A 21,768-nucleotide genomic window follows, 5' to 3' on the forward strand; every position below is an offset into this window, starting at 1 on the left:
AGGAAATACCATGAAAACACTTCGTTTAAGCATGCTGACTACGGCGATGCTCGCTATGTTCGGCAGCACGACAGCGCTGGCCAGCCAAAGCACCGTAGATGCGATCAGCCATTTCAATCTCAACTATGCGGTAAAAGATAACTTTGCAGCGCTTAACGGCGTCGATTGCGCAAAACTCGGGGCGGACTGGGCATCCTGCAATAAAGCGGTTATCTCGCTCACCAATAATGGCGAGGCGGTCACCGATAAAGAATGGGGGATTTACTTCCACAGCATTCGTCCCATTCTGCAAGTCGCAAACGATCAGTTCAAAGTCACCCACATCATGGGCGATCTGCACAAGCTGGAGCCAACAGAGAAATTTACCGGTTTCCCGGCGAAACAGACGGTCGAAATCCCGGTGATTAACGAGTACTGGCAGTTGTTTATCACCGATGTGCTACCGCGCTGGTACGTGACTGCCGATAAGGCGACGCCAAAAGCGATCGCCAATACCGATACAGAAGAATTATCCCGGTTTGTTACGCCGCTGGGCGATCAGTGGAAACGGACGGCGGATGATAAAAACATCCTGATGACTGCCGAAGCGCGCTTCGACAAAAATAGCGATGTTAAGACACTGAATCTGGCCTCACTGCGCGGTCAAATCGTACCGACGCCGCAGCAAGTGAAGATTCACGGTCAGGACATCAACCTGAGCCAGGGTGTGAAGCTGGAACTCTCCGCGCTCAATATTGATGCCCAAAACGCGGTCAAAATGCGCTTTGCGCAACTGGGCGTCAAGGCAGGCAGTTATCCGCTGCGTACCGAAATCTCCCGTAATGCCTTTATCGGCGATGAAGCAGTCGAAGGCGCTTATCAATTACGTATTGGTAAGAAAGAAGCGGTAGTGACGGGCTACGATCAGGCCGGGGTGTTCTATGGCTTGCAATCTGTGCTTTCGCTGATCCCGACAGAAGGGCCGTTGACCATTGCGGCTCTTGACGCGAAAGATGCGCCGCGCTTCGAGTATCGCGGCATTCATCTGGATGTTGGTCGTAATTTCCACACCAAAGATGCCGTGCTGCGCCTGTTGGATCAGATGTCCGCCTATAAGCTGAACAAATTCCACTTCCACCTTACCGATGATGAAGGCTGGCGGATTGAAATCCCGGGGCTGCCGGAACTGACCGATATCGGCAGCAAGCGTTGCCACGATCTGGATGAGAAAACTTGCCTGCTGCCGCAGTTGGGATCAGGCCCGGATAGCAACAACAACGGCAGCGGCTATTTTACCCGCGCAGATTACATTGAGATCCTTAAGTACGCCAAAGCGCGACAGATTGAAGTGATCCCGGAAATTGATATGCCAGCGCACGCACGCGCGGCAGTGATGTCAATGGAAGCCCGTTACGATCGACTGATAAAAGCGGGCAAGGAAAAAGAGGCGAACCAGTACCGTCTGCTGGATCCAACCGATACTTCCAACACCGCCGGGGTGCAGTTCTATAACCGTACCGGCTATCTGAACCCGTGCCTCGATTCCTCGCGCAACTTCGTCGATAAAGTGATTGGCGAAATTCAGCAAATGCATAGAGAAGCTGGTTTGCCGCTCGAAACCTGGCATTTTGGCGGTGACGAAGCGAAAAACATCTATCTGGGCACCGGTTATACGGATGAGAAAAATCCGCAGCCGGGCAAAGGCATCATCGATCAGAGCAAGCAGGATAAGCCGTGGGCGAAATCGCAGGCCTGCCAGGCGATGATCAAAGCCGGTAAAGTGAGCGACGTTGAGCATCTCTCCAGCTATTTTGGCGTGGAAGTGAGCAAGCTGGTGAAAGCGCACGGCATTAATGTGATGCAGGCCTGGCAGGACGGGCTGAAAGATGCCAAAGACGCTTCGGTATTTGCCACCGATCATATCAATGTTAACTTCTGGGATGCGCTGTACTGGGGCGGCTTTGATTCGGTTAACGACTGGGCCAACAAAGGATTCCGCGTGGTGGTTTCCAACCCGGATTATGTCTACCTCGATTTCCCGAACGAAGTTCACCCGGACGAGAGCGGATATTACTGGGGCACACGCTTTAGCGATGAGCGTAAGATCTTCAGCTTCGCGCCGGACAACATGCCGCAGAATGCGGAAACGTCCGTCGATCGCGATGGCAAGGTGTTTAGCGCGAAATCCGACAAACCGTGGCCGGGCGCCTATGGCCTTTCCGCGCAGTTGTGGAGCGAAGTGGTGCGTACCGATGCGCAGATGGAGTACATGATCTATCCGCGCCTGGTTTCTGTCGCCGAGCGTGCCTGGCATCGTGCAGCATGGGAACAAGACTATAAAGCAGGCCGTGAATATAAAGGCGGTGAAACGCATCTGGTGGATATCAACGCACTGGATAACGACTGGCAGCGCTTTGCAAATCTGCTGGGCCATCGCGAACTGTCGAAAATGGATAAAGCAGGCATTCATTACCGTCTGCCTGTACCGGGCGCGCGTATTGTCGGTGGTGTGCTGGAAGTGAACACCAGCTTCCCGGGGCTGGTTGTCGAGTACTCAACCGATCAGGGAAAACAGTGGCAGCGTTATAATGCGAGCGTGCGTCCACAGGTGAGCGGGGAAGTGCAGATTCGCACCGCCAGCCCGGACGGCAAACGCTTTAGCCGTGTCGACAAGGTGAAAGCGTAAGCGCAGTAGCCATCCGGCAAGCATAAAAAAAGCCAACCGTCAGGTTGGCTTTCACATATCTAAAAAAGATTATTTTGCGTCGTGCGCGTGTTCATCTTCGCGGCAGTCACCTTCGGCGCAGTGGCCGTACAGGTAGAGACTGTGGTTGGTCAGACGAATGCCGTGTTGAGAGGCGATTTCGCGCTGACGCGCTTCGATAGAATCATCACTGAACTCAATGACTTTGCCGCAATCGAGGCAGATAAGGTGATCGTGGTGATGCTGCTGAGTCAGTTCAAAAACCGACTTGCCGCCTTCAAAGTTATGGCGGGTTACAATCCCGGCGTCATCAAACTGGTTCAGAACACGGTAAACCGTTGCCAGACCAATCTCTTCACCCATGTCGATCAGACGCTTATAAAGATCTTCCGCACTGACATGATGGTTATCCGGTTCCTGAAGCACTTCCAGGATTTTTAACCGAGGAAGCGTGACTTTCAGTCCGGCCTTCTTTAATGCGGTATTGTTGTCAGTCATGCGGAATCTGTCCTGTTGCTATACGATTCACTTCCTTAGCGGAAGTTATAAAGGAATGCACCCGGGATAATGCGTTTCATTATAGAACTGCCATGTATAAATGAAAACTGCAAGCCCTCAAGTAAAGTAAGCTTATAAAACGTGGTGTCGCCAACAAAGTCCTTTATGACCGCACCGAGTTTAGCAGGGCTTATTGTACAGGGATGAGCAAGAAAGTTAAAAAATTGTAGCAATTATTTTCATCGCTTTTACCTATTGATACGGCGCAACCGACAGATTGCGCCATAAAAATCAGGCATTCAGGATCTCGTCCAGGTGCAACTCTTCAGATACCTGTTTTACCCATTTCTGCACGCGCTCAGCGGTTAGTTCAGGCTGACGATCTTCATCAATCGCCAGGCCTACAAAGTGGTCATCATCCGCCAGGCCTTTAGACGCTTCGAAATGGTAACCCGCTGTTGGCCAGTGGCCGACAATGGTTGCGCCGCGCGGTTCAATAATGTCGCGAATGGTTCCCAGCGCATCACAGAAGTATTCTGCGTAATCTTCCTGGTCACCACAGCCGAACAGCGCCACTAATTTTCCATTGAAATCAATCTCTTCCAGCGTCGGGAAAAAGTCATCCCAGTCGCACTGCGCTTCGCCGTAATACCAGGTCGGAATGCCGAGCAACAGAATGTCATACCCTTCGATATCTTCTTTGCTGCTCTTGGCAATGTCATGAACATCGGCAACGTCTTTACCAAGCTGACTCTGAATCATTTTCGCGATATTTTCGGTGTTCCCGGTGTCGCTGCCGAAGAAAATGCCTGTAATTGCCATGAGTAAAATAACCTCTTGAATCTTAATGAGTATAGGGGGGCGCTACGCCCACAGATAAGGGCAATCATAGCAGAACAGAGAAGCACGCGGAAACTGCTATCGCCACGGACTGCACTGTATGACACATGAAAGGGATGATTCGGAGGATTCGCTATCCGCGCAACGCTTTTAGCTGCGCCAGCAGCATCTCTTCAATCAGCTCGCTACGGCTCATCTCGCGCGCTTCTGCCAGCTCATTCAGAGCGTCCACGGCTTCAGCGTTCATTTTCAATTCGACGCGCTTAAGCCCACGAACTTTATCGCGTTTTAGCTGATTGCGTTTATTGATGCGCAACTGTTCATCGCGCGAGAGCGGGTTTGTCTTCGGCCGTCCCGGGCGACGCTCATTCGCGAACAGATCTAGTGTCGTACGGTCCGTTTGTTCTTTAGCCATGGTCTAAGCATACTACGGGAAAACAAGCAATCGGGCTGTTGCCCGGGCTGAATAGCGCGCCATCATACATCAGCATAGCGAGCGCGCCAACGACCGGGCGCGATGAAACGACCAGTCGCCGCCTTTTTAATCAGTTTGCCTTTTCAGCGAGATAGCGGCGGATCGCCCGCATCACGGCATCAGGTTTTTCTGCATGTACCCAGTGCCCGGCACCGGCAATGACATGCGCACGCGCCTGGGGAAATTGCGCCAGCAAATCATCGCGGTACGCTTCGGTGACATAAGGCGAATTGCCGCCGCGCACGAAAAGCGCAGGTTTATCCCATGCCGGCACCGTTTCCCAGCCAACAATGTGCGGATATTGCTCCCACAGTACCGGCACGTTGAAGCGCCATTCACCATCGACAAAGGATTTGAGTAAAAACTGAATCACGCCCTCTTCGTTAAGCTGTTCACGCATCAGCGCGGCGGCTTGCTGACGCGTGGTGACCTGCGCGTCGCTCACGGCATTAATGGCGGCGAAAATCTCGTCATGACGACGAACGTGATAATCCACTGGCGCAATATCAATCGCTACCAGTTGATCGATCCGTTCAGGTGCCAGCGCGGTCAGCGCCATCACCGCTTTGCCGCCCATCGAATGACCAATAAAGGTCGCTTTCTCAAGGTGCAGTTCATCAAGGGTATCGAGTAGATCCTGTGCCATGGCCGGGTAGTTCATCTCGCTCGAGCGGGGTGATAAACCGTGGTTGCGCATATCAACTTGCACCACATCGTGATCCTGCACCAGGTCGCGGGCGAGCACGCCAAGATTATCAAGGCTGCCAAACAGGCCGTGGACGAGGACAACCGGAGGATTGTTGTGCGAATGTTGTGCAGTTTGCGTGCGCGTGTTCAATTTCATGGCAAAGTTCTTTTTTTCACTTAAGCGGGTTAGGTTATTATGTTGAACATTCTGCCGTCCGGCTGCAAGGTTAAGAATTACTCTGAGTTTTGCCGCCATCCTGGTTTGAGCCTATCCGCTGTTGAGATTTCACTTTATAATCCCAACACTTGTATTCAGATTTTATATATTACTGGATTAAGATGAAAACGATCGAAGTTGATGATGAGCTCTATAGTTACATTGCCAGCCACACTAAGCACATTGGCGAGAGCGCATCCGACATTTTACGGCGCATGTTAAAATTTTCCGCCGCCTCCCAGTCACAGCCTGCAACGAACCTTGTGTCGGTAAAAGAAACGCGTGCTGCCAGCACCGTTGAAGGGGTTAAACCGGCCAACACCACCAAAGACAAAGTCCGCGCCGTTCGCGAACTGCTGCTTTCTGACGAATATGCCGAGCAGAAAAAGGCTGTTAATCGCTTTCTGCTGATCCTGTCTACACTCTATTCACTCGATGACAAAGGGTTTACGGAATCCACTGAGTCTCTGCACGGTCGCACACGCGTATACTTTGCTGCCGATGAGCGCACACTGTTGCAGAACGGCAACCAGACCAAGCCAAAACAGGTGCCGAACACTCCTTACTGGGTCATCACCAATACGAATACGGGTCGCAAATGCAGCATGATCGAACACATCATGCAGTCAATGCAGTTCCCGGTGGAATTGATTGAGAAAGTTTGCGGCACAATTTAATCCTTGCATTAAAAGGACCAGGCAATGGCTAACCATCCGCGTGCGGGGCAACCTGCACAACAGGGCGATTTGATTAACGTCGCCCAGCTTACTGCACAGTATTACGTGCTGAAACCGGAAGTCGGTAACGCAGAACATGCGGTGAAATTTGGTACATCCGGCCACCGTGGCAGCGCAGGACGCCACAGCTTCAACGAACCCCACATTTTTGCCATCGCCCAGGCGATTGCTGAAGAGCGTGCGAAAAACGGCATTACCGGGCCGTGCTACGTGGGCAAAGATACCCACGCGCTGTCCGAGCCGGCATTTATCTCTGTGCTGGAAGTGCTGGCCGCCAACGGTGTGGACATCGTGGTGCAGGAAAATAACGGCTTTACGCCAACGCCTGCCATTTCTAACGCTATCCTGGTTCACAACAAAAACGGCGGGGCGCAAGCCGACGGCATCGTCATTACCCCGTCGCACAATCCGCCGGAAGATGGCGGCATCAAATACAACCCGCCTAACGGTGGCCCGGCAGACACCAACGTCACCAAAGTGGTGGAAGATCGCGCCAATGCACTGCTGGCGGATGGCCTGAAAGGGGTCAAACGCATTTCTCTGGATGCGGCGATGGCCTCCGGTCACGTGACAGAAAAAGATCTGGTGCAGCCGTTTATCGAAGGGCTGGCCGATATCGTTGATATGGCGGCGATCCAGAAAGCGGGCCTGAAACTGGGCGTCGATCCGCTCGGGGGTTCCGGTATTGAGTACTGGAAACGCATTGCTGAACACTACAAGCTCGATCTGACCATCGTGAACGATGAAGTTGATCAGACGTTCCGCTTTATGCACCTCGACAAAGATGGCGCGATCCGCATGGACTGCTCCTCCGAGTGCGCGATGGCGGGCCTGCTGGCGCTGCGTGATAAGTTCGATCTGGCGTTTGCTAACGATCCCGATTACGACCGTCACGGCATCGTCACACCGGCTGGTTTGATGAACCCGAACCACTATCTGGCGGTAGCGATCAACTACCTGTTCCAGCATCGTCCGCAGTGGGGCAAAGAAGTCGCCGTCGGTAAAACGCTGGTTTCTTCTGCAATGATCGACCGCGTGGTCAACGACCTGGGCCGTAAGCTGGTGGAAGTGCCGGTCGGCTTTAAATGGTTTGTTGATGGCCTGCACGATGGCAGCTTTGGTTTCGGTGGCGAAGAGAGTGCGGGCGCCTCGTTCCTGCGTTTCGACGGCACGCCGTGGTCAACGGATAAAGACGGCATCATCATGTGCCTGCTGGCCGCAGAAATCACCGCCGTGACCGGGAAAAACCCGCAGCAGCATTACGACGAGCTGGCCGCCCGCTTTGGCGCGCCAAGTTACAACCGTCTGCAAGCTGCCGCATCGTCTGCGCAGAAAGCCGCCTTGTCGAAACTCTCACCTGAGATGGTGAGCGCCAGCACGCTGGCAGGTGACCCGATCACCGCGCGTCTGACCGCAGCACCGGGAAATGGCGCATCAATTGGCGGTCTGAAAGTGATGACCGACAACGGCTGGTTCGCCGCGCGCCCGTCCGGCACGGAAGACGCCTACAAAATCTACTGCGAAAGCTTCCTCGGTGATGAGCACCGTAAGCGGATTGAGAAAGAAGCGGTGGAAATTGTCAGCGAAGTGCTGAAAAAAGCGTAACAGAAAGGCTCCTTCGGGAGCCTTTTTTGTAGGCCGAATAAGCGAGCGCCATCCGGCTTACAAAACCCTTCATAACATAAACCGATAGCCAATCCCGGTTTCCGTTAACAAATGGCGTGGGCGGGCAGGGTCCGCTTCCAGCTTCTGCCGCAAATGGCCCATATAAATCCGCAAATAGTGGCTGTGCTCGACGGCGTTCGGCCCCCAGACTTGGCTGAGCAACTGGCGCTGGGTCAAGACCTTACCGTGGTTATTCAGCAGCACCGCCAGCAGGCGAAACTCAATTGGCGTCAGGTGAATCTCTTCCTCACCGCGCTGAATACGGCGGCTGGCGAGATCCACGCGAACATCGGAAAACGTCACCACCGGCTCGCCCGGTGTACTTGCCGCGTGGCGGCGTAGCGCAACCCGCAAACGCGCCTGCAACTCACCAATCCCGAACGGTTTACTGAGGTAATCATCGGCACCGGCATCCAGCGCGGCAATTTTATCGCTCTCTTCAATGCGCGCAGAAAGCACAATAATCGGCATCTGGCTCCACTGGCGCACATCGCGGATAAAATCGAGACCGTCACCGTCCGGTAAACCGAGGTCGAGGATCACCAGATCGGGCTTGCGCGTCGCCGCCTCGAGTAAACCCCGCTGTAGCGTGTCGGCTTCATGCACGCGTAACCCTTCGGCTTCCAGCGCGGTGCGCAGAAAACGGCGGATGGCCTGTTCATCTTCGACAATCAGAACGTTAATCACAGATCCTCTGATAATTCATCCAGTTGCGGCGGCGTTTCCCGCGCGAGTGTAACACAGAACAGCGCGCCCCCCTGTGGGCGGTTACAGGCGCTAATCGTCCCGCCGTGTACCTCAACAATCGCCTGGCAAATTGCCAGCCCCAGCCCAACGCCGGGAATCGCCGACTCTTTTGCCCCCCGGGCGAATTTTTCAAAAATCGCCTTCTCCTGGCCAGGCGGGATCCCCGGTCCGTTATCCCACACCTCCAGCGTCCATTGTTCCGGCGTGCTGTGCGTGCTGATGCCGATCTCAGCCCGGTGTCCGGCATATTTCACCGCGTTTTCCAGCAGATTAATCAGTACCCGCTCAAACAACGGGCCATCAACATGCACCAGCATGAGCGGGTCGGGTAACGACAGGGCAATATGGTGACCGCCGAGTCCCGGTTCGAGAGTGCGCAGCGCACTGCCGACCACCTCTTCCAGCGTCAGCCACTCTCTTTTCAAATTAAAGCCGCCGGACTGGATCCGTGCCATATCCAGCAGATTATTCACCAGCCGCGTGGTGTTGAGCACATGCTGGCGGATTTCGCTGGCCTGCATCGCGTGCTTCGAACCTTCACTGGCAAGATCCAGCGTGAGGATCTCCGCCTGACCAAACAGCACCGTCAGCGGAGTGCGCAAATCGTGAGAAAGGGCGGCTAATAACGAGTTGCGAATGCTTTCACGTTCGCTGGCAAGCCGCGCCTGTTCTTCGCTGGTGGCTAATGCCTGGCGCTCCAGCGCGTTGGCCACCAGCAGCGTAAAGGTTTCCAGCAGACGCTGCTGTTCCGGGATCATCAACTGGCGCACATTTGCCGGTTCGACAATCAACAAGCCGTAAACTTTTTGAGCGCTTTTCAGCGGCAAAATTAAATACGGTACGCCGGGCAGGGTGTCAGTACCGGCTCCGGCGGGCTGGCCTTTATCAAAACTCCAGCGGGCGATGGCATCATCCCACGGCGTCATACCGTGCGTCTGCGTTACCGCCACCAGCTTTCCGGCATGATCCGGCAGCAGCACTTTGCTGCGCGCGTCAAAGGTGGAGTGGATAAAGCTTTCACTGGTGATGGCGAGATCCTGATTATTACGCCCGACCGCCAGGGCTTTTGACATCTCATACAGTTGGCGGGTACGCTGCTCACGGTAACGCGCTACCCGCGCCTGGTAACGCACCCCGGCGGTTAAATTACCGATCACCAGCCCCACGGTCAGCATCACGCCAAACGTCAGCAGATACTGCACATCAGACACCGCCAGCGTGCCGCGCGGCGCGATAAAAAAGAGATCGAAACTGACCACGTTGATAACCGTGGCGAACGCCGACGGCCAGCGGCCATAAAACAGCGCCACCAGCACCACGCCGAGCAGGTAAATCATCACCAGGTTGGTGGCATCGAACGCCGTCAGCCACTGAAGGGCAATCAGCGTAATTGCAGCACAAAGCGCCAGCGCGACCGCACAGCCTTTTAATTGCACACGCCAGCGCTCAATCAACGGACGTGAATCACCCGCACGGGCAGGTAACGGTTGCGGCATCTCTTGCAGCGCAATAATCATTAGATCGAGATCCGGCGCGCGGCGCGCCAGCTTTTCGGCAAAGGACTCCCGGTTCCACCCGCGGCGTTTTTCCCGTCGTCCAAGCAGGATTTTGCCGAGATTATGCTCACGGGCGTAACGCAATATTGCTTTATCTTCCCTCGGATCTGAGAGGGTCGCGGTTTCTGCACCCAGCTCCTGCGCAAGATGCAGGGCGCTGAGGATCGCCCGCCGCTGCGGCTCCGGTAATTTATGCAGCGTGGGAGTTTCTACATACACCGCATGCCAGGCGCTGCCAAGCTTGGCTGCCAGCCGTGCGGCGGTGCGGACCAGCTTTTCATTGCCCGCGCCATGCCCGACGCAGAGCAAAATCCCGTCGCGCGTGTGCCAGACTTTCTCTTCGCCGAGCCGGTCACGCCACGCGCGCATCTGGTCATCAACGCGATCGGCGGTACGGCGCAGTGCCAGTTCACGCAGGGCAATCAGGTTGCCTTTACGAAAAAAATGCTCGATGGCGCGTTCGGCCTGGCCACCGATATAGACTTTGCCTTCGTGCAGGCGCTGGCGCAGATCGTCCGGCGGCAGATCCACCAGCACGATTTCGTCGGCGCTGTCGAAAAACGGATCCGGCACGGTTTCACGCACCTGAATACCGGTGACGCCGCTGACCACATCGTTGAGGCTTTCCAGATGCTGAACATTGACGGTGGTGAAAACATCGATTCCCGCGTCCAGCAACTCTTCCACATCCTGCCAGCGTTTCGGGTGGCGCGAGCCGGGCGCGTTACTGTGCGCCAGTTCGTCCATCAAAATCAGCGCCGGACGCCGCGCAAGGGCAGCGTCCAGATCAAACTCCTGTACCAAACGGCCACGATGATGAATGCGCCGCACAGGCTGCGGCGGCAAACCTTCGAGCAGCGCGGCGGTCTCTTTACGCCCGTGAGTTTCCACCACGCCGGGCAGCACATCTAAGTCTTGCGCTCGCAGCCGCTGCGCTTCCTGCAACATGGCGTAAGTTTTGCCCACCCCGGCACAGGCGCCGAAAAAGATTTTCAGCTTTCCCCGGTGCGCCGTGGCGGCATGTTCCAGCAGGCGGTCAGGATCCGGGCGCAAAGGCTCATCAGTCATGCGTTATTTATCCTTGAGCGCATCCAGCGCCAGATTAAGTTCAACCACGTTAACGACCGGTTGACCGATGAAATTCACCAGTGGCGTAGACGTGTGTTCCGCGACCAGCGTTGTGACCTCCTGCACCGGCAGATTACGCGCCTGCGCCACACGCGGGATTTGCCATGCGGCGGCAGCCGGTGAGATCTGCGCGTCAAGCCCGCTGGCTGACGTCGTTAACAGCTCAACCGGAATGGGCGCTGCGGCCTGCGGGTTTTCGCGTCGTAACTGCGCCACGCGCTCTGCCACCTGTTTATCCAGCGCCGGGTTGCTGCCCGCCAGGTTACTGCCGCCGGACGCCATCGGATTATACGGCGCGTCGGCAGTGGCGGAAGGGCGGCCATGAAAATAACCCGGCGCAGTAAAATCCTGGCCCAACAAGCGCGAGCCGCGCACGGTATCGCCTTCGCGGATCAGCGAGCCGTTTGCCTGGTCGTGAAACCACCACTCCCCAAGTGCTGTAGTCAGCAACGGGTACAGCCCACCGGTTATCAGCGTTAACAGAATTAAAAGCAGAAAGGCGGGGCGTAATAAAGCCATTTTTATTCTCCTTAAACCAGGCCGAACAGCGTCAGCAGCAGGTCGATTGCCTTAATACCGATAAACGGCACCAGCAGACCGCCCAGCCCGTAAATCCACAGGTTGCGGCGCAACATCGCTTTTGCGCTAAGTGGCTTGTAACTCACCCCCTTTAGCGCCAGCGGAATGAGGAACACAATCACCAGCGCGTTAAAAATCACCGCGCTTAAAATCGCCGACGCCGGGGAGTGCAGATGCATCACGTTCAGTGTGTTGAGCTGCGGGTAGGTTGCGGCAAACGCCGCCGGAATAATGGCGAAATACTTCGCCATATCATTGGCAATACTGAACGTCGTCAGCGACCCGCGCGTCATCAGCATCTGTTTGCCGATATGCACCACTTCAATCAACTTGGTGGGGTTGGAATCGAGATCCACCATGTTGCCCGCCTCTTTTGCCGCCTGCGTCCCGGAGTTCATCGCCACCGCCACATCCGCCTGCGCCAGCGCCGGGGCATCGTTGGTGCCGTCGCCGGTCATCGCCACCAGGCGGCCTTGTGCCTGATACTGGCGAATCAGCGCCAGCTTCGCTTCCGGCGTAGATTCCGCCAGAAAATCATCGACGCCCGCTTCAGCGGCAATCGCCGCCGCCGTTAAACGGTTATCGCCGGTGATCATCACCGTTTTGATGCCCATTTTGCGCAACTGCGCAAAGCGCTCTTTGATGCCGCCTTTAACAATGTCTTTCAGGGCGATGACCCCGAGCACTTTTGCCCCTTCCGCCACCACCAGCGGCGTTGCGCCCTGGCGTGCGACTCGTTCAACTAACGCATCGACATCCGCCGGAAACTGGCCGCCATTGGCCTCGATATGGCGGCGAATGGCGTCAACAGAGCCTTTGCGGATCATCCGGTCCTGCACGTTTATCCCGCTCATGCGGGTTTGCGCGGTAAAGGGCACAAAAGTGGCGTGCAGGCTTTGCACATCCCGCTCGCGCAGGTTAAAGCGCTGCTTGGCGAGGACTACGATACTGCGGCCTTCCGGCGTTTCATCGGCGAGCGACGAGAGCTGCGCCGCATCGGCCAGCGTTTTTTCATCAACGTCGTGTGCCGGCAGAAACTCGGACGCCTGGCGGTTACCCAGCGTGATGGTGCCGGTTTTATCCAGCAGCAGCACATCGACATCGCCCGCCGCTTCCACCGCGCGGCCGCTGGTGGCAATCACATTCGCGCCGAGCATACGGCTCATCCCGGCCACACCAATTGCCGACAGCAGCCCGCCGATGGTGGTGGGGATCAGGCAAACCAGCAGCGCGACCAACACCGTTACGCTGACCGGCGTGCCGCCGTAAACCGAGAAGGGCCACAGCGTGGCGGTCGCCAGCAAAAAGATAATGGTCAGCGCCACCAGCAAAATGGTCAGCGCAATTTCGTTTGGCGTTTTGCGCCGCTGAGCGCCTTCGACCATGGCAATCATGCGGTCGAGGAAGGTTTCGCCGGGGTTAACACTGCACTGGATAACCAGCCAGTCAGAAAGAATGCGCGTGCCGCCGGTGACAGAGGCGAAATCGCCGCCGGATTCACGAATAACCGGGGCCGATTCGCCGGTGATCGCGCTTTCATCCACCGACGCGCCGCCTTCAATCACTTCCCCGTCGCAGGGAATAATGTCACCCGCTTCGACCAGAACCACATCGCCTTTGCGCAGATCTTCCGCTGGAATATGGTCGATTTGCGCATCGTGCTGCGGCGCGCGCAGTTTGCGGGCAAAGGCGGTTTTCTTCACCCCTTTCAGGCTGTTGGCCTGTGCTTTGCTGCGTCCTTCCGCCAGCGCTTCGGCGAAGTTGGCAAACAGCACGGTGACCCACAGCCACAGGCTGACTGCCCCGGTAAACCACGCGCTGCCCGCAAGATGACCGGTAGCCATGGCGACAGCAAGCAGGGTGGTGAGCAGACTGCCTATCCAGACAATAAACATCACCGGGTTACGCCACTGCACTTGTGGGCTTAATTTGGTCAGGGCATCGATCAGCGCCTGACGCACCAGGTTGGCATCGAACAGGGCCAGTTGTTTGCGACTCATATCATGCGTCTCCGCCAGACTTAAAACAGGAGGTATTCCGCCACCGGGCCGAGGGCCAGGGCAGGAATAAAGGTCAATGCGCCAACCAGCAACACGGTGCCAATCAGCAGGCCGATAAACAGCGCGCCGTGGGTCGGTAAGGTGCCGGAACTGGTGGGTTGAATTTTCTTGCTGACCAGCGAACCGGCAATCGCCAGTACCGGCACAATCACGCCGAAGCGGCCGACGAACATGCAAAAGGCCAGCAGGCAGTTCCAGAAAGGCGAGTTGGCGCTTAAGCCTGCGAAGGCGCTGCCGTTGTTGTTGGCGGCGGAGGAGACGGCGTACAGCACTTCGCTAAAGCCGTGAATGTCGGGGTTGAACATGCCGCTGCGCCCGGCGTCGGTCATCATTGCCAGCGCAGTGCCGAGCAGTACCAGCGCTGGGGTGACGAGGATCGCCAGCGCGGTCATCTTCATTTCGCGCACGTCGATTTTTTTGCCGAGGAACTCTGGCGTACGGCCAATCATCAGCCCGGCGATAAACACCGCCAACAGCACAAACAGCAGCATGCCGTACAGACCCGATCCGACGCCGCCAAACACCACTTCACCAATCTGCATCAGCCACATCGGGATCATGCCGCCGAGTGCGGTAAAGGAGTCGTGCATGGCGTTGACTGCACCGCAGGACGCGGCGGTGGTAATGACGGCATACAGGCTGCTCACCAGAATGCCGAAGCGGCTCTCTTTGCCTTCCATATTGCTGGCGCTGTCGCCGCCGAGCGTCAGGAAATGCGGGTTCCCTTGCAGCTCGGCCCACATCACAACCCCGGCGCAGACCACGAAAATAAGCGACATTGCCCACAGCAGCATCTGCCCCTGGCGCCGATCGCCAACCGCATCGCCAAAAGCGAAACAGAGCGCCGCGGGAATGAGAAAAATCGCCAGCATTTGCACAACGTTTGTCAACGCGGTCGGGTTTTCAAACGGATGAGCCGAGTTGGCGTTAAAGAAGCCGCCGCCGTTGGTGCCCAGCATCTTAATTGCTTCCTGCGAGGCGACCGGCCCCATCGGCATCAGGTGCTGCACGCCTTCCAGCGAGGTGTAAGGCTGGTAGGGTAAAACGTTTTGCAGCACGCCTTGCTGAATAAAGACCAGCGCGATAACCAGCGCCAGCGGCAGCAGCACCCATAACGTAATGCGGGTGAGATCCACCCACGCATTGCCCAGCGTCTCCATGCTACGGCGGGCAAAGGCGCGGATGATGGCGAACGCCACCGCAATGCCGGTCGCGGCAGAGAAGAAGTTCTGTACGGTTAATCCGACCATCTGGCTGAAGTAGCTCAGGGTGGTTTCCCCGGCATACGACTGCCAGTTGGTGTTGGTGACAAAGCTCACGGCAGTGTTCAGCGCCAGATGCCAGGAAAGACCCGGCAGGTTTTGCGGGTTGAACGGCAGCACGCCTTGCAGCATCAACAGGGCGAACAGCAACACCAGTCCGAGAATATTCAGCCACAGGATGGCGAGCAGATAGCGCCGCCAGTTCATCTCGCGGGTATCAATACCGAGCCCGCGCCAGAGGATATTTTCTGGTGCACCGACGACCGGCAAGGGCTGTCCGGCAATCATTTTTGCCAGCAGGGTGCCGAGCGGGCGTGCCAGAAGAAAGAGCACCAGCAAAAAGCTGGCCAGCAGAAGAAACGACTGAGCGGCCATCAGAAAGCCTCCGCGTTAAACAGGGCATAAATCAGGTAGCCCAATAACAGGAAAACCAGCACGATGCCGATTACCACGCCTGCACTCACAGTTCACCTCCGGGGTGATTTAAGGATGTGCAGTGAAAGTAGGATTTTCGGCGCAAAGATTTCGCAAAAATCCGCGGGAGGCGTGTAAAAAAAGTATAAAAATGGCGGGGTGATTGAAGGTGGTGTAACCCGTAACCGCCATCCGGCGAAACCATCAAATGTGATAAAACCGTACCTTAACTAATGGTTAGTATTAATTTAACTGTTTTGTAACTTATTTACGGTTTGAATGTAAATAAACCTTAAATTGACAAAAAATAGTGGTCGGATGAGTAGTAAAATTACAAACAAAGCGATACTATTTTGACCAGATTTCAGCGTCGCACTGTTTTTTCGTTATCCGCTTACAGTGCGAACCTTTTTTCCGGTGATGATTACCGGCCTGCCAAAGGGGAGAGAATTATGAACACATATAAAACGTTTCCGGCACACATTGTGTTGATGCGTCGTGCTTTCGCCGTTGTGGCGGGTGTACTGGCCTTCCCGGTGATGTTGTTCTGGAAAGATCGCGCACGGTTTTACAGCTACCTGCACCGCGTCTGGGCAAAAACCAGCGACAAACCGGTGTGGATGGATCAAGCAGAAAAAGTAACCTGCGACTTTTATTAATCAATCGGCTACACACAGCAAACCGATACCGCCACCGCTTATGCGGTGGCTTTTTTTTACCTGCGGCCTTTGACTACACTTACAACGTCTAATCAAGGAGTCGCTATGAGTGAAAAAATCCCTGTTGGCATCAGTGCCTGTCTGTTAGGGGAACAAGTCCGTTTTGATGGCGGCCATAAGCAGCTTGCCTTCGCCGTTGAAGAGTTATCTCCCTGGGTGCGTTTCGAACCGGTATGCCCGGAAATGGCGGTTGGTTTGCCCGTGCCACGCCCCGCACTGCGGCTGGTCAAAGAGGAAAGTGGCGACATTTCTCTGCGCTTTAGCGATAAGCGGGAAGGGGATTTAACGGCGCAAATGGCGCACTTTTCCCGCGAGCGCGTCAGCCATTTCGACCATCTTTGTGGCTATATTGTCTGCGCCAAATCGCCCTCCTGCGGTATGGAGCGCGTGCGGGTGTATGATGCGCAAGGCAAAAACAACCGCAAAGCCGGGCGCGGGATTTACACCGACATTCTGATGCAGGCGCTACCGTGGTTACCGGTGGAAGAGGATGGTCGCCTGCACGATCCGCATATTCGTGAGAACTTCGTTGAACGCATTTACGCCCTGCATGAACTTAACAGCGTGCGCGAACGCGGTTTGACACGCGGCGAACTGATTGCTTATCACAGCCGTTACAAGCTGCTATTGCTGGCCCATTCGCAGCCGAAATACCGCGAACTGGGGCGCTTTGTCGCGGCCATTCACGAGTGGGACTCTCTTGATGCGTGGTTTACGGAATACCGCCAGCGCTTGATGGATCTCATGTCGCACCAGGCGACCCGGCGCAACCATACTAATGTGTTAATGCACGTGCAGGGCTATTTCCGCAAACAGCTTAACGCCCGCCAGCGCGCGGAGCTCTCCTCGCTGATTGACAGTTACCGCCAGGGCATTCAGCCGCTCCTTGCGCCGGTCACCTTGCTTAAACACTATATGGCGGAATTTCCCGACGCCTATCTCGCCGGGCAACGCTATTTTGACCCCTGGCCAGCAGCGCTGCGCTTACGTTACGGACATTAGGAGCACTATGACCACCCATCTGGTCTGGTTTCGCGCGGATTTGCGCATGCACGATAATCTTGCGCTGGCGGCGGCCTGTCGCAATAAAAACGCCCACGTTAAAGCGCTCTACATTGCGACCCCCAAACAGTGGCAGCAACATCAGGTCGCGCCACGCCAGGCGGCGCTGATCAACGCTCATCTCAACGCGCTGCAACAGGCGCTGGCGGAAAAAGGCATTTCGCTGATTTACCGCGAAGTGCCGGATTTCGCCGCCAGCGTGCAGGAAGTGGCGGCGGTGTGTGAGCGTGAAAGCGTCAGCCATCTGTTTTACAACTATCAATATGAACTCAATGAACGCCAGCGCGATGCGGCGGTGGAAAGAGCGCTGTCCAACGTCGCCTGCCAGGGGTTTGACGACAGCGTAATGCTGGCTCCCGGCAGCGTCATGACCGGCAATCGCGAGATGTTCAAAGTATTTACGCCGTTCAAAAATGCTTTTCTGCGCCGCCTGAAAGAGGAACTGCCGGAGTGCGTTGGCGCACCGCAGGCGCGGGACAGCGGCCCATTAACGCCGGAGCCGATCACGCTCAACTATCCGCAACTGGCCTTTGACGACGCGCAGTTTCCGGCTGATGAAAAAAGCGCCCTTGCGCGGCTGCGCCAGTTTTGCCAGCAGCAGGCGGCGCACTATGAGCAGCAGCGCGATTTCCCGGCTATCGACGGCACCAGCCGGCTTTCGGCCTGCCTTGCCATCGGCGCGCTGTCGCCACGCCAGTGTCTGCATCGTCTGGTGGCGGAACTGCCGCAAGCGCTGGACGGCGGGCCAGGAGCGGTTTGGCTGAATGAGCTTATCTGGCGCGAGTTTTATCGCCATCTGATGACCTATCACCCGGCGCTGTGCAAACACCGGCCATTTATTCGCTGGACCGAAAACGTGCAGTGGCAGGATAACCCGCAGCATCTTGCGGCCTGGCAAAACGGCTCCACCGGTTACCCGATTGTCGATGCAGCCATGCGCCAGATGAATGAGACCGGCTGGATGCATAATCGCCTGCGAATGATTACCGCCAGCTTCCTGGTCAAAGACTTGCTTATCGACTGGCGGCGTGGAGAGCGTTATTTTATTTCACAATTGATTGATGGCGATTTTGCGGCGAATAACGGCGGCTGGCAGTGGGCGGCCTCAACGGGCACCGATGCCGCGCCTTACTTTCGTATTTTCAACCCCACGACGCAGGGGGAGCGCTTCGATGCTGACGGGGAATTTATCCGCCGCTGGCTGCCGGAGCTGAAAGCGGTGCCGCAAAAATCACTTCATCAACCGTGGATCTGGGCGGATAAAGCGGGCGTTACGCTCGATTATCCGCGCCCGATTGTTGACCATAAACAGGCGCGAACCGCCACGCTTGCGGCCTATGAAGCCGCGCGAAAAGGGTAAAGGTGTGATGATGAAAAATACCGAACTGGAAAAACTGATTAACGAAAAACTTAACAGTGCGGCATTCAGCGATTATGGCCCGAATGGTCTGCAAGTTGAGGGGCGCGAAACGGTACAGAAAATAGTTACCGGCGTGACCGCAAGCCAGGCGCTGCTCGACGAAGCGGTGCGGCTGGAAGCCGATGCGGTGATTGTCCATCACGGTTATTTCTGGAAAAACGAAGCGCCGATTATTCGCGGTATGAAACGTAACCGGCTGAAAACCCTGCTGGCGAACGATATCAACCTCTACGGCTGGCACTTGCCGCTCGATGCTCACCCGGAGCTGGGCAATAACGTGCAGCTTGCCGCGCTGCTCGGCATCACGGTGATGGGCGAAATTGAAGAATTATTGCCGTGGGGCGAGCTCACCATGCCGGTGCCTGGTCTGGAACTGGCGTCGTGGATTGAAGCGCGTCTTGGTCGCAAACCGCTGTGGTGCGGCGACACCGGGCCCGCGCAGATCAAACGTGTGGCATGGTGCACTGGCGGCGGCCAGGGCTTTATCGATAAAGCCGCCAGCTTTGGTGTGGATGCCTTTATCACTGGTGAAGTCTCCGAGCAGACCATTCACTCGGCGCGTGAGCAGGGGCTGCATTTTTACTCTGCGGGCCACCATGCCACCGAGCGCGGCGGTATTCGTGCGTTGAGCGACTGGCTTAACGAGAACACCGATCTCGAGGTGACTTTTATTGATATTCCCAATCCGGCGTAAGGAGCAGGTAAGTGCAGCGAGCGCGTTGTTATTTATTAGGTGAAACCGCCGTCGTGCTGGAGCTGGAGCCGCCAGTGCAACTGGCGACGCAAAAGCGGATCTGGCGGCTGACGCAGCGGCTGGCCGATGTCCCCGACGTAGTGGAAGCGATACCGGGCATGAATAACATCACCGTTGTGCTGCGCAATCCCCATGCGCTGGCGCTGGATGCTATTGAGCGGTTACAGCGCTGGTGGGAAGAGAGCGAAGCGCTGGAGCCGGACTCCCGCGCTATCGACATCCCGGTGCGGTATGGCGGCGACGCCGGGCCGGATCTGGGGCTGGTGGCTGATCATTGCGGGATGACGGAAAAGCAGGTGGTTGAGCTGCATGCCTCTATCGATTATGTGGTGTGGTTTATCGGCTTTCAGCCCGGTTTCCCTTATCTGGGCGGCATGCCGGACGCGCTGGCGACACCGCGACGCGCCGAACCACGCGTGAGCGTGCCTGCCGGTTCGGTGGGGATCGGCGGGGCGCAAACGGGCATTTATCCGCTGCAAACGCCAGGCGGCTGGAACCTGATTGGCCGTACCGATCTGACCTTATTCAACCCTCGTTTACCGGAACCGGCGCTGCTGCGCCCCGGCGATACGCTGCGCTTTATCCCGCGTAAGGAGGGCGTATGTTGAAGATTATCCGCGCGGGCATTTACACCAGCTTGCAGGGCGGCAAGCGCGTGGGGCTGCGCCAGTTCGGCGTTAGCTACTGCGGCGCGCTGGATGGCCCGGCGTTGCAAGTTGCCAATGCGCTGGTGGGTAATGCGCCGGATGCGGCGGCGCTGGAAATCACCCTCGGCCAGTGTGAGGTGGAGTTTGCCCGGGACTGCTGGTTTGCGCTCACCGGCGCAGGCTGTGAAGCAAAATTAGACGGCGAAGCGGTGTGGACCGGCTGGCGTTTCGCCGCAAAAGCGGGGCAGCGGCTGGTGCTGAAAAGGCCGCTGCACGGCGTGCGCAGCTATCTGGCGGTGGCGGGCGGGTTTGATTTGCCGGAAGTGATGGGCTCGGGCAGTACCGATCTGAAAACCGCCATCGGCGGGCTGGAAGGGCGGCTGTTGCGCGATGGCGATTCGCTGCCGTTGGGCACGCCCGCATGTGCGTTTCGCTCGCGACAGGGCGTTAAACAATTGCTGTGGAATAACCGCATTCGCGCGCTGCCGGGGCCGGAATATCACGAATTTGATAACGCGTCGCAGGCGGCATTCTGGCGCTTGCCGTGGCACATCAACCCGCAAAGTAACCGTATGGGTTATCGCCTGCAAGGCCAGCCGCTGGTGCGCAAAACGTCGCGCGAGTTGCTCTCTCACGGGTTGTTGCCCGGCGTAATTCAGGTGCCCTCCAACGGTCAGCCGATTGTGTTGATGAATGATTGCCAGACGACGGGCGGCTATCCGCGTATCGCCTGTATTATCGAGGCCGATCTCTACCATCTGGCGCAAATCCGCCTGGGTCAGCCTATTCATTTTGTGCAGTGCTCGCTGGATGAGGCGCTCAAAGCCCGGCACGACCAGCAGCTTTTCCTCGAAAAACTGGCGTGGCGGTTGCGTAATGAAGATTGATTTAAACGCCGATATTGGCGAAGGCTTTGATCGTAACGACCGCGAGCTGATGGCGGTGGTGACGTCCGTGAATATCGCCTGCGGTTTTCACGCCGGTGACGCCGCCACGATGTTGCGCTGTGTGAAGCACGCGCTGGCGCATGATGTGGCTATTGGCGCACACCCCTCTTTTCTCGATCGGGAAAATTTTGGCCGCACGAAAATGTCCACTCCGCCTGAGGTGGTTTACGCCGAGGTGCTGTATCAAATCGGCGCGCTGGCGGCGATGGTGCGAACAGAAGGCGGCAGATTGGCCCATGTCAAACCGCACGGTATGCTCTACAACCAGGCGGCGGAAGATGCGCCACTCGCCGATGCCATTGCCCGCGCGGTACACGATTTTGATCCCACGCTCATTCTTGTTGGACTGGCGGGCAGCGAGCTGATTCGCGCCGGGGAACGTTTCGGTCTGAAAACACGTCAGGAGGTGTTTGCCGATCGCGGTTATCTGCCCACTGGCCGCCTGGTGCCGCGCAGTGAACCTGGCGCGTTAATTGATGATGAAAACATGGCGCTGGCGCAAACGCTGGAGATGGTGCAACACGGACGGGTGAAAAGCGTCGATGGCCGTTATGCCAGCGTAATGGCGCAGACCGTTTGTGTGCACGGCGACGGGGAACATGCATTGATGTTTGCCCGCCGTTTGCGCTCGGCGTTTATTGCGCAGGGCGTGACCCTTTCTTCACGCTGAC

20 protein-coding genes are annotated in these 21,768 nt (G+C 56.6%); 10 read left to right on the forward strand and 10 right to left on the reverse strand.

The features are described from left to right. Positions 1-10: 10 nt before the first annotated feature. A complete protein-coding gene (locus Q5705_07195; protein WLI78316.1) occupies positions 11-2,665 on the forward strand; it encodes a beta-N-acetylhexosaminidase in 2,655 nt (884 codons plus the stop codon). Between the two features lie 69 nt (positions 2,666-2,734). Here the strand turns inward: Q5705_07195 and fur are convergent, their stop codons facing one another. The 4 genes from fur to ybfF all read right to left on the reverse strand — a co-directional run bounded on the left by fur (position 2,735) and on the right by ybfF (position 5,340). Beyond that, positions 2,735-3,181 (reverse strand): ferric iron uptake transcriptional regulator, encoded by a 447-nt coding sequence (fur, locus tag Q5705_07200; protein ID WLI78317.1) that lies wholly within the window; start codon positions 3,179-3,181, stop codon positions 2,735-2,737. A gap of 291 nt (positions 3,182-3,472) precedes the next feature. Then, positions 3,473-4,003 carry a flavodoxin FldA gene (gene fldA / locus Q5705_07205; GenBank protein ID WLI78318.1) on the reverse strand — a complete coding sequence of 177 codons (531 nt, stop codon included), beginning with the start codon at positions 4,001-4,003 and terminating at the stop codon, positions 3,473-3,475. A gap of 151 nt (positions 4,004-4,154) precedes the next feature. Continuing rightward, entirely contained in the window at positions 4,155-4,436 is a 282-nt protein-coding gene (ybfE, locus tag Q5705_07210; GenBank protein ID WLI78319.1) for a LexA regulated protein, read from the reverse strand. Positions 4,437-4,566: 130 nt separating this feature from the next. Beyond that, positions 4,567-5,340 carry an esterase gene (gene ybfF / locus Q5705_07215; GenBank protein ID WLI78320.1) on the reverse strand — a complete coding sequence of 258 codons (774 nt, stop codon included), beginning with the start codon at positions 5,338-5,340 and terminating at the stop codon, positions 4,567-4,569. 182 nt (positions 5,341-5,522) lie between these two features. Between ybfF and seqA the strand changes: the two genes are divergently transcribed. After that, complete coding sequence (gene seqA, locus Q5705_07220) at positions 5,523-6,077, forward strand: replication initiation negative regulator SeqA (protein WLI78321.1); 555 nt, start codon at positions 5,523-5,525, stop codon at positions 6,075-6,077. A gap of 24 nt (positions 6,078-6,101) precedes the next feature. Beyond that, on the forward strand, positions 6,102-7,742 hold the full coding sequence (pgm, locus tag Q5705_07225) for a phosphoglucomutase (alpha-D-glucose-1,6-bisphosphate-dependent) (GenBank protein WLI78322.1): 1,641 nt from the start codon (positions 6,102-6,104) through the stop codon (positions 7,740-7,742). A 69-nt stretch (positions 7,743-7,811) separates the two neighbouring features. Here the strand turns inward: pgm and kdpE are convergent, their stop codons facing one another. The 6 genes from kdpE to kdpF are packed head-to-tail and all read right to left on the reverse strand — an operon-like array spanning position 7,812 to position 15,598. Then, positions 7,812-8,489 (reverse strand): two-component system response regulator KdpE, encoded by a 678-nt coding sequence (kdpE, locus tag Q5705_07230; protein ID WLI78323.1) that lies wholly within the window; start codon positions 8,487-8,489, stop codon positions 7,812-7,814. Continuing rightward, entirely contained in the window at positions 8,486-11,173 is a 2,688-nt protein-coding gene (gene kdpD, locus Q5705_07235) for a two-component system sensor histidine kinase KdpD (protein ID WLI78324.1), read from the reverse strand. The genes kdpE and kdpD overlap by 4 nt, the downstream gene beginning before the upstream one ends. 3 nt (positions 11,174-11,176) lie before the next feature. Beyond that, positions 11,177-11,752, reverse strand: coding sequence for a potassium-transporting ATPase subunit KdpC (gene kdpC, locus Q5705_07240; protein WLI78325.1), 576 nt, complete (start codon positions 11,750-11,752; stop codon positions 11,177-11,179). 11 nt (positions 11,753-11,763) lie between these two features. Next, a complete protein-coding gene (gene kdpB, locus Q5705_07245; GenBank protein ID WLI78326.1) occupies positions 11,764-13,812 on the reverse strand; it encodes a potassium-transporting ATPase subunit KdpB in 2,049 nt (682 codons plus the stop codon). Between the two features lie 20 nt (positions 13,813-13,832). After that, positions 13,833-15,509 carry a potassium-transporting ATPase subunit KdpA gene (kdpA, locus tag Q5705_07250; GenBank protein ID WLI78327.1) on the reverse strand — a complete coding sequence of 559 codons (1,677 nt, stop codon included), beginning with the start codon at positions 15,507-15,509 and terminating at the stop codon, positions 13,833-13,835. Further along, a complete protein-coding gene (kdpF, locus tag Q5705_07255) occupies positions 15,509-15,598 on the reverse strand; it encodes a K(+)-transporting ATPase subunit F (protein ID WLI78328.1) in 90 nt (29 codons plus the stop codon). The genes kdpA and kdpF overlap by 1 nt, the downstream gene beginning before the upstream one ends. A 402-nt stretch (positions 15,599-16,000) precedes the next feature. Here kdpF and Q5705_07260 point away from each other — a divergent pair, with 402 nt between their 5' ends. From Q5705_07260 to pxpA, 7 genes are all read left to right on the forward strand, one after another. Then, complete coding sequence (locus Q5705_07260; protein WLI78329.1) at positions 16,001-16,207, forward strand: YbfA family protein; 207 nt, start codon at positions 16,001-16,003, stop codon at positions 16,205-16,207. Positions 16,208-16,312: 105 nt separating this feature from the next. Then, positions 16,313-17,269, forward strand: a complete 957-nt coding sequence (locus Q5705_07265) for a DUF523 and DUF1722 domain-containing protein (GenBank protein ID WLI78330.1) — start codon at positions 16,313-16,315, stop codon at positions 17,267-17,269. Positions 17,270-17,276: 7 nt separating this feature from the next. Beyond that, on the forward strand, positions 17,277-18,689 hold the full coding sequence (gene phrB / locus Q5705_07270; GenBank protein WLI78331.1) for a deoxyribodipyrimidine photo-lyase: 1,413 nt from the start codon (positions 17,277-17,279) through the stop codon (positions 18,687-18,689). Between the two features lie 10 nt (positions 18,690-18,699). After that, positions 18,700-19,443 carry a type 2 GTP cyclohydrolase I gene (locus Q5705_07275; protein WLI78332.1) on the forward strand — a complete coding sequence of 248 codons (744 nt, stop codon included), beginning with the start codon at positions 18,700-18,702 and terminating at the stop codon, positions 19,441-19,443. 11 nt (positions 19,444-19,454) lie between these two features. Next, positions 19,455-20,111, forward strand: coding sequence for a 5-oxoprolinase subunit PxpB (pxpB, locus tag Q5705_07280; GenBank protein ID WLI78333.1), 657 nt, complete (start codon positions 19,455-19,457; stop codon positions 20,109-20,111). Next, positions 20,105-21,037, forward strand: a complete 933-nt coding sequence (locus tag Q5705_07285; protein WLI78334.1) for a biotin-dependent carboxyltransferase family protein — start codon at positions 20,105-20,107, stop codon at positions 21,035-21,037. Before pxpB ends, Q5705_07285 begins: the two co-directional genes overlap by 7 nt. After that, on the forward strand, positions 21,027-21,767 hold the full coding sequence (pxpA, locus tag Q5705_07290) for a 5-oxoprolinase subunit PxpA (protein ID WLI78335.1): 741 nt from the start codon (positions 21,027-21,029) through the stop codon (positions 21,765-21,767). Before Q5705_07285 ends, pxpA begins: the two co-directional genes overlap by 11 nt. Position 21,768 lies beyond the last annotated feature (1 nt).

Source organism: Kosakonia sp. H02 (genome assembly GCA_030704225.1).
GTDB lineage: Bacteria > Pseudomonadota > Gammaproteobacteria > Enterobacterales > Enterobacteriaceae > Kosakonia.